Source organism: Christiangramia sp. LLG6405-1 (genome assembly GCF_045055805.1).
GTDB lineage: Bacteria > Bacteroidota > Bacteroidia > Flavobacteriales > Flavobacteriaceae > Christiangramia.
The window spans coordinates 1694872-1708886 of sequence record NZ_CP159330.1 but is presented as its reverse complement, the minus strand read 5'-3'; the positions used below and the strand labels follow the sequence as shown (position 1 = coordinate 1708886).

Here is a 14015-nt window from a genome sequence, read left to right as displayed (position 1 = left end):
TTATTGTGAATATTCAGTTTAAACGGGACGCCGAAACGTCCCGGTAAAAACAGAATGTTATTCTTCAAGTTTAATATCCAAACCTAGACCTTTCAATTCGTGCATAAGTACGTTGAAAGATTCCGGCAATCCTGGTTCCGGCATTGGCTCACCCTTCACAATAGCCTCGTAAGTCTTAGCTCTTCCAATAACGTCGTCAGACTTCACTGTTAGAATTTCTCTTAGAGTACTAGATGCTCCGTAAGCTTCAAGAGCCCAAACCTCCATCTCTCCAAATCTCTGACCACCAAATTGTGCCTTACCACCAAGCGGTTGCTGAGTAATAAGTGAGTATGGTCCAATAGAACGAGCATGCATTTTATCGTCGATCATATGACCAAGTTTAAGCATGTAGATCACACCAACGGTTGCACGCTGGTCAAATCTTTCCCCGGTTCCACCATCATAAAGATAAGTATGACCATATCTAGGTATTCCAGCTTTGTCGGTTAGATCATTGATCTCTTCAATAGTAGCACCATCAAAAATTGGTGTTGCGTACTTCTTCCCGTTCTTCTGTCCAGCCCATCCAAGAACTGTTTCGTAAATCTGTCCAATGTTCATACGCGATGGTACCCCAAGTGGGTTCAACACGATGTCCACTGGTGTTCCATCCTCAAGGAATGGCATATCTTCCTGACGAACGATTCTCGCAACAATACCTTTGTTACCGTGACGTCCTGCCATCTTATCCCCTACTTTAAGTTTACGCTTCTTAGCGATATAAACTTTAGCCAGTTTAAGAATTCCTGATGGAAGTTCATCTCCAACAGATATGGTGAATTTCTCTCTTCTAAGGTTACCCTGAAGATCGTTCTCCTTGATTTTATAATTATGTAAAAGATCAGCTACAAGTTCATTAAGATGATCATCTGTAGTCCATGTACCCGTAGTTAAGTGAGCATAATCGTCTACAGCGTTAAGCATCTTAAGAGTGTACTTCTTACCTTTCGGCATTACTTCTTCACCAAGATCATTCTGTACTCCCTGAGCAGTCTTTCCACCAATAATGGCAAATAGCTTCTCTATAAGTTCAGCTTTTAAATTAGCGAATTTAGCATCATACTTTTTCTCTAATGCCGCAACATCTTCTTTATCCTGAGCTCTCTTACGTTTGTCCTTAATCGCTCTTGCGAACAATTTCTTATTGATAACAACACCACTTAGCGATGGAGAAGCTTTAAGAGAAGCATCTTTTACATCACCAGCTTTGTCACCAAAGATCGCACGTAATAATTTTTCTTCTGGCGTAGGATCACTTTCTCCTTTAGGAGTAATCTTACCTATAAGAATGTCACCAGGCTTCACCTCAGCACCAACTCTAATCATTCCGTGCTCATCAAGGTCTTTAGTAGCCTCTTCAGAAACATTAGGAATATCATTTGTCAATTCTTCGTTACCCAGTTTTGTATCTCTAACTTCAAGAGAGTACTCATCAATATGGATAGAGGTGAAAATATCATCTCTTACCACTTTTTCTGAAATTACGATCGCATCCTCAAAGTTGTAACCTTTCCAAGGCATGAAAGCAACCTTCATGTTTCTACCAAGAGCAAGCTCACCTTCTTCGGTTGCATAACCCTGGCAAAGAACCTGTCCTTTAGTAACTCTGTCCCCAACACTAACGATTGGTTTCAGGTTGATACAGGATCCCTGGTTAGTTTTACGGAATTTGATAAGGTTGTAAGATTTTGAATCATCATCAAAACTTACCATTCTTGCTTCATCCGTACGATCGTACTTGATCACAATTTTGTTTGCATCAACATACTCAACCTCTCCTTCACCTTCGGCATTGATCAATACACGAGAGTCTGTTGCCACCTGTCTTTCAAGTCCAGTTCCAACGATAGGAGAATCTGTTCTTAAAAGTGGTACAGCCTGACGCATCATGTTCGATCCCATCAACGCACGGTTGGCATCATCATGTTCCAAGAATGGAATTAGAGATGCAGAGATAGAGGATATCTGGTTTGGTGCAACATCGGTATAGTGGATCTCATTTGGATCTACAACCGGGAAGTCACCTTCCATTCGTGCAATTACACGATCTGTATTTATAGTACCATCATCCTTTAATGGAATGTTGGCCTGAGCAATCTTTTTACCTTCTTCTTCTTCAGCACTTAAGTAAATAGGCTCTTCGGAAATATTTATCTTACCATCAGTAACACTTCTATAAGGTGTTTCGATGAATCCCATTCCGTTTACTTTAGCATAAACCGAAAGTGATGAAATAAGACCAATGTTTGGACCCTCAGGAGTTTCAATAGGACAAAGTCTTCCGTAGTGAGTATAGTGAACATCACGTACCTCAAACCCTGCTCTTTCTCTTGATAAACCACCTGGTCCTAATGCTGAAAGTCTACGCTTGTGCGTGATTTCTGCAAGAGGGTTCGTCTGGTCCATGAACTGAGATAACTGGTTTGTTCCAAAGAAAGAGTTGATCACAGAAGATAATGTCTTCGCATTAATCAAATCGATTGGAGTAAACACCTCGTTATCACGAACGTTCATTCTCTCACGAATTGTTCTTGCCATACGTGCAAGACCAACACCGAACTGCTGAGATAATTGCTCACCTACAGTTCTAACACGACGGTTAGATAAGTGATCAATATCATCAATCTCAGCTTTAGAGTTAATAAGCTCGATAAGATATTTTACAATTGTAATGATGTCTAATTTGGTAAGCACTTGCTTATCCATTTCAACTTCAAGACCAAGTTTTTTGTTCATTCTATATCGACCAACTTCTCCAAGGCTGTAACGCTGATCTGAGAAGAAAAGCTTGTCGATAATTCCACGAGCAGTTTCCTCATCTGGCGGTTCAGCATTACGTAGCTGACGGTAAATATGTTCTACTGCCTCTTTTTCAGAGTTAGTAGGATCTTTTTGTAATGTATTGTGAATAATCGCATAGTCACCAGTCTGGTTATCCTCCTTATGAAGTAGGATAGTTTTAGATCCGGTTTCAAGAATTTCTTCTATGTGATCTTTTTCAAGTTCAGTATCACGGTCAAGAACAATTTCGTTACGCTCGATAGAAACAACTTCACCAGTATCTTCATCCACGAAATCTTCGTACCATGTATTAAGTACCCTAGCCGCTAATTTACGACCAAGGTATTTTTTTAGTCCTGTTTTAGACACCTTCACTTCTTCCGCAAGGTCGAAGATTTCAAGGATATCCTTATCACGCTCAAACCCGATTGCACGGAAAAGAGTTGTTACAGGTAATTTTTTCTTACGGTCAATATAAGCGTACATAACGCTATTAATATCGGTCGCAAATTCTATCCATGATCCTTTGAAAGGAATTACACGGGCAGAATAAAGTTTTGTTCCATTTGCATGGAAAGATTGTCCAAAGAAAACCCCTGGAGAACGGTGTAGCTGAGAAACTACTACTCGTTCAGCACCGTTAATGCAGAAAGTTCCACTAGGTGTCATATATGGGATAGTTCCCAAGTATACGTCCTGTACGATTGTTTCAAAATCTTCGTGTTCAGGGTCGGTACAGTATAATTTAAGTCTAGCCTTAAGTGGTACACTGTAGGTCAATCCACGTTCGATACATTCCTGGATGGAGTATCTTGGTGGGTCCACAAAATAATCTAAGAATTCTAGTACAAATTGATTACGGGTGTCCGTAATGGGGAAGTTTTCTAGGAAGGTGTTGTAAAGACCTTCATTTCCCCGCGCTTCTGATTTTGTCTCTAATTGAAAGAAGTCCTGAAAAGACTTAATCTGCAGATCCAGAAAGTCCGGATAAGCAGGCTTGTTCTTAACAGAAGAGAAACTCAATCTTTCAGTTTGCTTTGCTAACATCAATGGACGGGATTATAATTTATTATATAAAAAATAGTGCGCTTGTTAAACGTTGAGTTCTATATACGCAAAATGGTTTAGACCTCCAGGAGTAATTCCTGAGGTCTAAACCTAAATAATATTGCTTGTGCTAAGCTTATTTAAGCTCAACCTCAGCTCCTGCTTCTTCTAATTGTGATTTTAGAGCTTCTGCTTCGTCTTTAGCTACTCCTTCTTTTACTGGAGCTGGAGCACCATCAACTAATGCTTTAGCGTCTTTAAGACCAAGACCTGTAAGTTCTTTTACAAGCTTAACTACAGCAAGCTTAGATCCACCTGGAGCTGTAAGAATTACGTCAAATTCTGTTTGCTCTTCAGCTTCTTCACCACCAGCAGCAGCACCACCAGCAACAGCTACAGCAGCAGCTGCAGGCTCGATACCGTATTCTTCTTTCAAAATATCAGCTAACTCGTTTACTTCTTTTACAGTAAGGTTAACTAGTTGTTCTGCGAAATCTTTTAAATCTGCCATTTTCTATCGTTTTTAAAAAGTTCTTTAATTATAATTGTTAAAAAGTGCGTACTATATTATCCTTCCTTTTCTGAAAGGGTCTTAAGGATTCCTGCGATCTTTCCACCACCCGATTTAAGTGCAGAAACAACATTTTTAGCAGGAGACTGAAGTAATCCAATGATATCCCCGATAACTTCTTCTTTAGACTTGATGTTAACCAATGTCTCAAGATAATCATCACCTACGTAGATAGCTTCTTCAACAAAAGCACCTTTAAGTAGAGGCTTATCAGATTTCTTTCTGAAATCCTTAATTACTTTCGCTGGAGCATTTCCAGTTTCTGAAAGCAGTATTGATGTGTTACCTTTTAAAACTGTAGGAAGTTCTCCGAAATCTTTATCGGATGCCTCCATAGCTTTAGCAAGCAACGTATTTTTAACTACCGATAACTTAACGTCTGCTTTGAAACAAGCTCTACGTAAGTTAGAAGTACTTCCAGCGTCAAGGCCAGAAATGTCAGCTAAATAGATAGTTTGGAATCCGGCTAGCTGGGCAGTTAAGTCTTCTATAACTTGTGATTTTTCTTCTCTTGTCATAATCGTAAATTATTGCTCAGTAAACCTTTTAGTATCTATCTCTACACTCGGGCTCATGGTACTAGTCATATAAATACTCTTTATATAAAGACCTTTGGATGCCTGAGGCTTCAATTTTACCAGCGTAGTTAATAATTCTCTTGCATTACCTGCGATCTTCTCAGCATCGAAAGACGCTTTTCCAATTGCAGCATGTACAATCCCTGTTTTGTCAACTTTAAAGTCGATCTTACCAGCCTTCACATCAGATACTGCCTTAGCGATATCCATAGTTACCGTACCGGTCTTTGGGTTAGGCATAAGCCCTCTTGGTCCTAGAACACGTCCTAATGGTCCAAGTTTCCCCATAACGCTAGGCATAGTGATGATAACATCAACATCTGTCCAACCACCTTTGATTTTCTCAAGGTATTCATCTAATCCAACGAAATCCGCACCAGCTTCTTTTGCTTCCTCTTCTTTATCTGGAGTAACAAGCGCAAGAACTTTAACGTCCTTACCAGTTCCATGCGGAAGAGTTACAACACCTCTAACCATTTGGTTAGCTTTACGTGGATCTACATTCAAACGAACTGCTAAATCTACAGAAGGATCGAAATTTGCGTTGGTAACATCTTTTATCAAAGCAGACGCTTCAGCAACCGTGTACGTTTTACCGTTCTCGATCTTTCCCTGAGCTTCTTTTTGCTTTTTAGTTAATTTTGCCATTTTCTAATTTCTTTTTGGATTAAAACGGTGCTTCACCTTTTACAGTTATTCCCATCGAACGAGCTGTTCCGGCAACCATTTTCATTGCAGATTCTACAGTAAATGCGTTAAGATCCTGCATTTTGTCTTCTGCAATCGCTTTAACCTGATCCCAAGAAACACTAGCTACTTTTTTTCTGTTCGGCTCACCTGAACCTTTTTTAGTCTTTGCCGCTTCCATCAATTGTACTGCTGCAGGTGGTGTTTTGATCACAAAATCAAAAGACTTATCCTTATAAACAGTAATTGCTACTGGAAGTACCTTTCCTTGCTTGTCCTGAGTTCTACCATTGAATTGCTTACAGAATTCCATGATGTTCACTCCGGCAGCACCTAAAGCAGGTCCAACTGGTGGTGATGGGTTAGCAGCACCTCCGCGAACTTGTAGTTTTACAACTTTACTTACTTCTTTTGCCATTTTTCAAATTTTTAAATGATAGTTTATTGAGTGGAAGCTGAAAAAACTATCAAAAAATATATGTAACAGTAATTTTTTAAACTTTCTCTACCTGCATATAACTCAACTCTAATGGAGTTTTTCTTCCGAAAATCTTAACCATTACTTCAAGCTTACGCTTTTCTTCGTTGATCTTCTCAACAGTTCCGTTGAAACCGTTAAACGGACCATCAATAACTTTGATTGTTTCTCCAATTGTGAATGGAATTGCAACATTGTCTGTTTTTACAGATAGCTCATCTACCTTTCCTAGCATTCTATTCACTTCAGATTTTCTAAGTGGCACCGGGTCTCCACCTTTAGTTTCACCTAGAAATCCAATAACGCCATTAATTCCTTTGATAATGTGAGGAATCTCACCGCTGATATTAGCTTGAATCATTACGTAACCAGGAAAATAAACTCTTTCTTTGTTTACTTTTTTCCCGTTACGAATTTGTATTACTTTTTCAGTAGGCACAAGAACCTGGTCCACGAAATCTTCAAGACCCATATGAGCAATTTCTTTCTCTATATAGTCCTTAACTTTATTTTCCTGTCCACTTACAGCGCGAACCACATACCACTTTTTCTCCTTTGCTTCAGCCATTACTCTTTTGTTTTAAGATTTAACCCATTCGAAGTATTGCTCAATCGCTCCACTAAAAAGCGTATCAACACCCCAAATTGCCAATGAAAAAACAATCGAGAATACAGCAACAATCACTGTTAGCCTCTGAGCTTCAGACCAGCTTGTCCAGGTAACGTGGTTTTTTAACTCGTTATATGATTCTGAAATGTAATTAACAAATCCTGCCATGTTCTAAAAAAATATTTGCACGGGTTGAGAGGCTCGAACTCCCGACACCTGGTTTTGGAGACCAGTGCTCTACCAACTGAGCTAAACCCGTAAATATAAGTGAAGGTATCCCGCTTGTCACGGGATACCTTTTTATATATTGAAAATTCTTAGTCTAGAATTTCAGTTACCTGTCCAGCACCTACAGTTCTACCACCTTCACGAATTGCGAAACGTAGACCAGTATTCATTGCGATTGGCTGAATAAGTTCAACAGTAATAGTAAGGTTATCACCTGGCATTACCATTTCTACACCATCAGGAAGATTGATTGTTCCTGTTACATCAGTTGTACGTACGTAGAACTGTGGACGGTAGTTATTATGGAATGGAGTGTGACGTCCACCTTCTTCTTTCTTAAGAATGTAAACCTCAGCTTTGAATTTAGCGTGTGGAGTTACAGATCCTGGCTTAGTAATTACCATACCCCTAGAGATCTGAGACTTCTCAATTCCTCTTAGTAGGATACCTACGTTATCACCAGCTTCACCTCTATCAAGAATCTTACGGAACATTTCAACTCCAGTAATAGTAGAAGTAAGTTTTCCAGCTCCCATACCAATGATCTCAACAGGATCTCCAGTGTTTGCAACACCAGTTTCGATACGTCCAGTTGCTACTGTACCACGACCTGTAATAGAGAATACATCTTCGATAGGCATCAAGAAAGGCTTATCAACATCACGTTCTGGAAGTTCAATCCAGCTATCAACTGCTTCCATAAGATCAAGAACAGTCTTAGACCATTTCTCATCTCCTTCTAGTGCTCCAAGTGCAGAACCTGAAATTACAGGACCATTATCACCATCATACTCGTAGAAAGAAAGAAGATCTCTTACTTCCATTTCAACTAGTTCAAGAAGCTCCTCATCATCTACAAGGTCAACTTTATTTAAGAATACAACGATTCTTGGAATACCTACCTGGCGTCCAAGAAGGATGTGCTCACGAGTTTGAGGCATAGGACCATCAGTCGCAGCCACAACAAGAATAGCACCGTCCATTTGAGCAGCACCAGTTACCATGTTCTTTACGTAATCGGCGTGACCAGGACAGTCAACGTGAGCGTAGTGACGGTTAGCTGTTGAGTACTCAACGTGAGAAGAGTTAATTGTAATACCTCTTTCCTTTTCTTCAGGAGCGTTGTCAATTTGATCAAACGCACTAGCTTCTGAATATCCAGCATCAGCCATTACTTTAGTAATAGCTGCAGTTAAAGTAGTTTTTCCGTGATCTACGTGTCCAATTGTACCAATATTTAGGTGCGGTTTGGAACGATCGTAAGTTTCCTTTGCCATAATTAATACTTATTTAATCTTAGTTATATATTAGTGTTCAATTTTATACAAAACTAGAGCCAACGACGGGAATTGAACCCGTGACCTCTTCCTTACCAAGGAAACGCTCTACCCCTGAGCTACGTCGGCCAGACAATTGACTGTTTTAAACAGCGATATCCATAAACCTATCAGGCTTATGGAAAAGATCAGGCTCGAGGTACTTCAGTCATTTTAACTCTTAATGAGTAAACCGATAAAAGTCGGTTCTAGTGACCGGATAAATCCTGATTCAATTAAATTTAGAGCGGGAGACCGGGTTCGAACCGGCGACATTCAGCTTGGAAGGCTGACGCTCTACCAACTGAGCTACTCCCGCATTACCATTTTAGACTTTCACCTTTAGGATTATCTCGCCTCGCTCGATGCTCCTGTTCGGGTGGCCCCGAACTTCGATTTTAAAATTACTGTCTTTCAAAAGCAAGCTTTAGACAACAGCTTCAATTAAAATCTTTGTGGGGAGAGCAGGATTCGAACCTGCGAAGACGTAGTCAGCAGATTTACAGTCTGCCCTCGTTGGCCGCTTGAGTATCTCCCCAATAATTACCACTATTTCATAGAACCATTACTGAAACAGCTTAGCTTATAATGGTTTTTTTAACGGCTGCAAATTAAAGTAATTTTACAGCACCATCCAAAGCATTTTTTAAAATTTCTGTCAGATTTTTTTGCAAGCTATTCATCAGCAATGATTTAAACTTGAAAGTTCTCCAGAAACTTCGGTGTTTTCAGTATTTCAAGAGCCGATGGAGGGACTCGAACCCACGACCTGCTGATTACAAATCAGCTGCTCTAGCCAGCTGAGCTACATCGGCCTTTTATGCTTAAAATTCCGCATAAAAAAGTCCGCTATTTCTAACGGACTGCAAATGTATATAAATTATTTCTTTATCAAAACATAATTAGAAAAAAAATCTCCTAAACATGAGTACTCATTTTTTCTTTTTTCTTGATGAGCTGTCTCTGTAATGAACTAACACATTCATCCACACAAGCTTCGAATTTATTACAGGTCTTTTTAACCATGAGCTCACCCCCGGGAATACTTAATAAGATCTCGGTTATCTTATTATCCTTACCACTGGTATTTTCAACTTTAAAGAATACATCCGCGTGGATAATTTTATCAAAATAATTTTCAAGCTTATCTAGTTTTTTCTGAGTGAAGTCAATTAGCTTTGGATCAGCATTAAAGTTCACAGACTGCAGATTCATTTTCATAATCAGGTTGAATTTAATTAAACAAAAAAAAGAGCGGTTACTTATTATTGTTCCTGGGATGAGCATTCTTATGAATCTTACTCAATTCAGCAATACTATTATGCGTGTAAACTTGCGTAGATGCCAGACTTGAATGTCCCAGCAATTCTTTTACAGCATTCATGTTTGCCCCCTGGTTCAATAAATGTGTGGCAAAAGTGTGACGCAGTATATGCGGACTCTTTTTTACCTTACCAGACACCTTACTAAAATAATTATTTATAATTCTATAAACAAGGCTTTCATAGCTTTTGTGTCCCTTTGCGGTAACAAACAAGTAAGGACAATCACGCAGTAAAGGATTAGAATGCTTAACTGATACATACCTTTCTGCCGTGCTAACCACCTGATTCAATAATGGGATATAACGCTCCTTATTTCTTTTTCCCAGGACTTTTAGCATATTACTGCCTAGATCAAGATCCTGTTCTTTAATATTGATCAATTCTGCCCTTCTTATCCCTGTAGAATAAAATAGCTCTATCATCAACTTGTCGCGGAGTCCTTCAAAAGTATCATCATCGAAATCTTCCAGTACAGCGACAACCTCTTTTTCAGAGAACGGAACCTGGATTTTCTTTGCAGCTTTTAGGGATCGATGTTTTGCGAGTGGAGAGCTTTCTATCGCTGAAGTTTTCAGAAGAAATTTATAGTAGGCTTTGAGAGAAGACATTTTCCGATTGATGCTTTGGTTCGAAATACCAGAATCTGAAAGCTCCACGATCCAGTTTCGAACCTGGTTGTATGATATTTTCTCAATCTTTTCTTCGGAAAATTCCTGTTTTATAAATTTCTGAAATTGTGTGAGATCTGCCTTATATGCTCTTATAGTAGTTTCGGCATAATTCTTCTCTAACTGAAGATACTCAAGGAAGGATTTAAAAGGCATAAAAAAACTGTTGATAGTCAAAGTTAGTAAACTTTAAACTAGCAACAGTTCTTATAATTTTCAGCTTTACAAAAGCCTGTTGATATCTCTAGATATCTTCTGCGTCTCTCAAATGCTGGATGTACTCCGCTTTTTGAACCTGAGCTCTACGCTCTACAGATGGCTTCGTAAAATGCTGGCGGCTTCTTAGCTGGCGCATAGTTCCTGTCTTGTCGAACTTTCGCTTGAAACGCTTAAGAGCTCTATCTATATTTTCTCCGTCTTTAACTGGTATAATTAACATAGTGTCATAACCTCCTCTCTTTTGGAATCGGCTGCAAAGATAAATCATTTATTTCAACCTCCAATGTTTTAGCGATTTATTTCAGTATGAATATGATCTACGCCTATTTTACCTAACTTCCGTCGATAATGAATATCTCATGAAAAAACTTACAACCTCAATATTATTCGGTTTAGCATGCAGTTTTAGCAGTTTTGCCTTCCAGAATATGGATCAGGTAGAAATTAAAACGCAACAGATCACCGAAGAGGTGTACCTCTTACAGGGTGCTGGCGGGAATATTGGCATACTTACAGGACCGGATGGAGTGTTCATGATAGATGATCAATTTGCGGCACTTTCAGATAAATTGATCACGGCTATTGCCAAAATTAGCGAACAGCCTGTTCGATTCCTGGTGAACACACATCATCATGGAGATCATACCGGTGGAAATGAAAACTTTGATGATCAGGGAGCGCTTATTCTGGCACATGAAAATGTTCGCGAGCGATTAAAAGAGAAAGCGACAGACAGTACTGCAGGCATTCCAGTTATTACCTTTAATGACCAGTTGAATCTCCATATAAATGCAAACGATGTGATGGTGCTGCATGTTCATAATGCTCATACAGATGGTGATGCGCTTGTTTACCTGCCCCAAAGCAATGTTTTACACACTGGTGATACTTTTTTCAACGGAATGTTTCCTTATATAGATTTAAGTAGTGGCGGTAGTATAGACGGCGTTATTGAAGCTGCGGAAAAAGGCTTATCTATCATCAATGAAAAGACAAGAATAATTCCGGGACATGGTGATCTCGCTAACTATCAGGATTATTCAAACTATTTGTCTATGCTTAAAGATATCCGGGAAAATGTTCAGCAGAAAATCAATCAGGGAGCTACTGAAGAGGAAATCGCATTCGATGAATCGCTCACTTCTGAATTTTATACTGATAAAGAAGCCAGTGAATTTTTCATTAATGGAGAAAAGATTAGAAGAACCTTTTATAAGAGTTTAAAAAAATAGCCCCGGAATTTCCAGGGCTGGTTTCTTATTTTAATAATACGCCTACTTAGCTGCAGGCTCGTATTATTTCTTATCAATTACCATTTTTACGCGAAAAATGAATTTTCGCAAAAATACTATTTAGCTGCAGGCTTGTATTCTTTTTTATCGATCACCATTTTTGCGATAATCTCTTTCAGAATTTCAGAAGTTCCACCGCCAATTGGTCCTAACCTACTGTCACGGAACATTCTCGCCATCGGGTAATCTTCCATATATCCATATCCACCTAACATTTGCAGACATTTATACATTACTTCATCTGAGATTTTAGTTGCAAGCAGTTTAGACATGCTAGCCTCTTTTACCACATATTCCCCATCATTCAACCTTTGAGTCGTTGCATAGTTAAACTCTTTGATCACCTCTACTTCACTTACCATTTCAGCAACAGTATGTCTCAAAGCCTGGAATTTATCCAGAGAACGTCCAAAGGCTTCACGCTCCTGCATATAACCCATCGTGTATTCCAATGCAAATTCTGAGCGTGCGTGCGCATTAACACCCATGATCAAACGTTCCAGAGCGAAATGTTGCATGATGTAGTTGAAGCCCATTCCCTCTTCACCAAGTAAATTCTCAACAGGTACTTTTACATTGTCAAAGGCAAGTTCTGCAGTATCTGATGCTCTCCAGCCCAGCTTATTTAGTTTATTTGCTGAAATTCCTGCAAACTCTTTATCTAATAGGAACATACTCATTCCTTTGTTTCCTTTTTCAGGATCTGTTTTAGCAGCTACCACGTAAAAATCTGCATATACTCCATTGGTGATGAAAGTTTTTGAACCATTAATCACATAATGATCACCTTTCTTGACAGCAGTAGTTTTCATACCAGCAACATCAGATCCTCCAAATGGTTCTGATATTCCAAGACAACCTATCATTTCACCTTCAATCGCAGGTGTCAGGTATTTCTCTTTGAGTTCATGACTGGCTTCAACCTTTAAATGCGTCATAGCAAGATAAGCATGCGCCCACATCGCTGCTGCAAAACCACCTGAGTTCACTTTCTGAAGTTCCTCAAGAAATATAATTGTATAGAACAGGTCTAAAGCCATTCCTCCATACTCTTCCGGTTGATTAAGGCCGAAATAACCCATCTCACCAAACTTCTTCCATATAAACCTTTCAATGGTTCCGGTTTCTTCCCATTTATCTACGTGAGGCACTACTTCCTTCTGAAGAAATTCCTGAAAACTCTTCCTGAAAAGGTCATGTTCCTCTGTAAAATATCTACTCATTTCTATATATTTTTTCCCGGCTATAAAGCCGTATTAGCAATTATTATATTTACAATTTCAGATCGATTTTCTAACAAAAATCACTGTACTGACAAATATAATTTAATTCTGTCGATTTTATCGGAAGGAAATCCACTGATTTTTGTCAATTCTTCAAAAGACCGAATCCCTTCATTCATGGTTCTGTGATTTATAATTTTCCTGGCCAGAGCAGGATTGAAATATGGCAATTCTGCAAGTTCAGCTTCTGTGATAAGATTAATATTCTGGAGGATTACCTGTGGTTTATTGATAACCTGGAACTTTTCATTGATCCTGGCGATCACCTCAGGACTTAATCCATACACATCCTTCAATTGTTCTTCGGAAAGAAAACCGCCAATGCTGTTTCTGTATTTCACGATCCTCTCTGAAAGTTTTTCACCAATTCCATTTACAACCTTAAGATCTTCAGCAGAAACAGTATTTAGGTCGGCAATAGAAATTACCTCTGCCTTTCCTATTATGGGTTTGTGAAGCTTCCCGGAGTTCTTAATCCAGTCAGGAAATCGAAAAGAAGATTTTATGATCATCATCAAACTATCACTTACTCCGGTCACCACCTGGAATTCTTCAGCAGAATTTATCCATTTATTGGTAGCACGGTACTTCAATAATTTATCGATCTCTTCTACGCTCAACCCTAATTGATATGCTTTGAAATCTGATAAATAGTTCGGATTGAAAGGATAAATGGTATCCTTCACTATAGGTTTCAGCTTTTGGATAGAATCTAACTGATTCTGGAATTTCTGAAGTTTCTCATCATTTACCGGTGTGCTATCTTTAGAGATATAATCACTTCCGAAGAGAATCAACTGCAGTATGATTATAACCAGTACCAAAACAAAAATCCCATTCTGCTGACTTCTTGAAAGCGCAAAATGGGATTTTAGAAATTTCATACTAGA

General features: G+C 38.9%; 14 protein-coding genes and 5 tRNA genes. 1 reads left to right on the top strand and 18 read right to left on the bottom strand.

What is annotated here, in order from left to right:
• Nucleotides 1–57 precede the first annotated feature (57 nt).
• The 16 genes from rpoB to rpsU all read right to left on the bottom strand — a co-directional run bounded on the left by rpoB (nucleotide 58) and on the right by rpsU (nucleotide 10770).
• A complete protein-coding gene (gene rpoB, locus ABVM50_RS07955) occupies nucleotides 58–3870 on the bottom strand; it encodes a DNA-directed RNA polymerase subunit beta (RefSeq protein ID WP_141879179.1) in 3813 nt (1270 codons plus the stop codon).
• A 136-nt stretch (nucleotides 3871–4006) separates the two neighbouring features.
• On the bottom strand, nucleotides 4007–4381 hold the full coding sequence (gene rplL, locus ABVM50_RS07950) for a 50S ribosomal protein L7/L12 (protein WP_141877091.1): 375 nt from the start codon (nucleotides 4379–4381) through the stop codon (nucleotides 4007–4009).
• A 56-nt stretch (nucleotides 4382–4437) separates the two neighbouring features.
• The gene (gene rplJ / locus ABVM50_RS07945; RefSeq protein WP_141877090.1) at nucleotides 4438–4959 is read right to left on the bottom strand and encodes a 50S ribosomal protein L10; all 522 of its coding nucleotides are present in this window, start codon (nucleotides 4957–4959) and stop codon (nucleotides 4438–4440) included.
• Nucleotides 4960–4968: 9 nt separating this feature from the next.
• Complete coding sequence (rplA, locus tag ABVM50_RS07940; RefSeq protein ID WP_141877089.1) at nucleotides 4969–5667, bottom strand: 50S ribosomal protein L1; 699 nt, start codon at nucleotides 5665–5667, stop codon at nucleotides 4969–4971.
• 19 nt (nucleotides 5668–5686) lie between these two features.
• The gene (rplK, locus tag ABVM50_RS07935) at nucleotides 5687–6124 is read right to left on the bottom strand and encodes a 50S ribosomal protein L11 (protein ID WP_026915414.1); all 438 of its coding nucleotides are present in this window, start codon (nucleotides 6122–6124) and stop codon (nucleotides 5687–5689) included.
• A 76-nt stretch (nucleotides 6125–6200) separates the two neighbouring features.
• Nucleotides 6201–6752 carry a transcription termination/antitermination protein NusG gene (gene nusG, locus ABVM50_RS07930; RefSeq protein WP_141877088.1) on the bottom strand — a complete coding sequence of 184 codons (552 nt, stop codon included), beginning with the start codon at nucleotides 6750–6752 and terminating at the stop codon, nucleotides 6201–6203.
• Between the two features lie 12 nt (nucleotides 6753–6764).
• A complete protein-coding gene (gene secE, locus ABVM50_RS07925) occupies nucleotides 6765–6962 on the bottom strand; it encodes a preprotein translocase subunit SecE (RefSeq protein ID WP_026915412.1) in 198 nt (65 codons plus the stop codon).
• Nucleotides 6963–6980: 18 nt separating this feature from the next.
• Nucleotides 6981–7053 (bottom strand) — tRNA-Trp (locus ABVM50_RS07920).
• Between the two features lie 58 nt (nucleotides 7054–7111).
• A complete protein-coding gene (tuf, locus tag ABVM50_RS07915) occupies nucleotides 7112–8299 on the bottom strand; it encodes an elongation factor Tu (RefSeq protein WP_141877087.1) in 1188 nt (395 codons plus the stop codon).
• 57 nt (nucleotides 8300–8356) lie between these two features.
• A tRNA-Thr gene (locus tag ABVM50_RS07910) sits at nucleotides 8357–8428 on the bottom strand.
• Between the two features lie 156 nt (nucleotides 8429–8584).
• A tRNA-Gly gene (locus ABVM50_RS07905) sits at nucleotides 8585–8657 on the bottom strand.
• 137 nt (nucleotides 8658–8794) lie between these two features.
• Nucleotides 8795–8876: transfer RNA gene (locus tag ABVM50_RS07900), tRNA-Tyr, on the bottom strand.
• A 203-nt stretch (nucleotides 8877–9079) separates the two neighbouring features.
• Nucleotides 9080–9153 (bottom strand) — tRNA-Thr (locus ABVM50_RS07895).
• Between the two features lie 103 nt (nucleotides 9154–9256).
• Nucleotides 9257–9559 (bottom strand): ribosome hibernation-promoting factor, HPF/YfiA family, encoded by a 303-nt coding sequence (gene hpf, locus ABVM50_RS07890; protein WP_141877086.1) that lies wholly within the window; start codon nucleotides 9557–9559, stop codon nucleotides 9257–9259.
• A 37-nt stretch (nucleotides 9560–9596) separates the two neighbouring features.
• Nucleotides 9597–10487 carry a tyrosine-type recombinase/integrase gene (locus tag ABVM50_RS07885; protein WP_405198082.1) on the bottom strand — a complete coding sequence of 297 codons (891 nt, stop codon included), beginning with the start codon at nucleotides 10485–10487 and terminating at the stop codon, nucleotides 9597–9599.
• 88 nt (nucleotides 10488–10575) lie between these two features.
• Nucleotides 10576–10770, bottom strand: coding sequence for a 30S ribosomal protein S21 (gene rpsU, locus ABVM50_RS07880; RefSeq protein WP_141877084.1), 195 nt, complete (start codon nucleotides 10768–10770; stop codon nucleotides 10576–10578).
• A 139-nt stretch (nucleotides 10771–10909) separates the two neighbouring features.
• On the opposite strand from rpsU, the gene ABVM50_RS07875 reads away from it, so the two are divergent.
• Entirely contained in the window at nucleotides 10910–11782 is an 873-nt protein-coding gene (locus ABVM50_RS07875; protein ID WP_405198081.1) for an MBL fold metallo-hydrolase, read from the top strand.
• A gap of 116 nt (nucleotides 11783–11898) precedes the next feature.
• Here the strand turns inward: ABVM50_RS07875 and ABVM50_RS07870 are convergent, their stop codons facing one another.
• Both ABVM50_RS07870 and ABVM50_RS07865 read right to left on the bottom strand, forming a co-directional pair.
• The gene (locus ABVM50_RS07870) at nucleotides 11899–13065 is read right to left on the bottom strand and encodes an acyl-CoA dehydrogenase family protein (RefSeq protein WP_141877082.1); all 1167 of its coding nucleotides are present in this window, start codon (nucleotides 13063–13065) and stop codon (nucleotides 11899–11901) included.
• Nucleotides 13066–13145: 80 nt separating this feature from the next.
• A complete protein-coding gene (locus tag ABVM50_RS07865) occupies nucleotides 13146–14009 on the bottom strand; it encodes a ComEA family DNA-binding protein (RefSeq protein WP_405198080.1) in 864 nt (287 codons plus the stop codon).
• Nucleotides 14010–14015 lie beyond the last annotated feature (6 nt).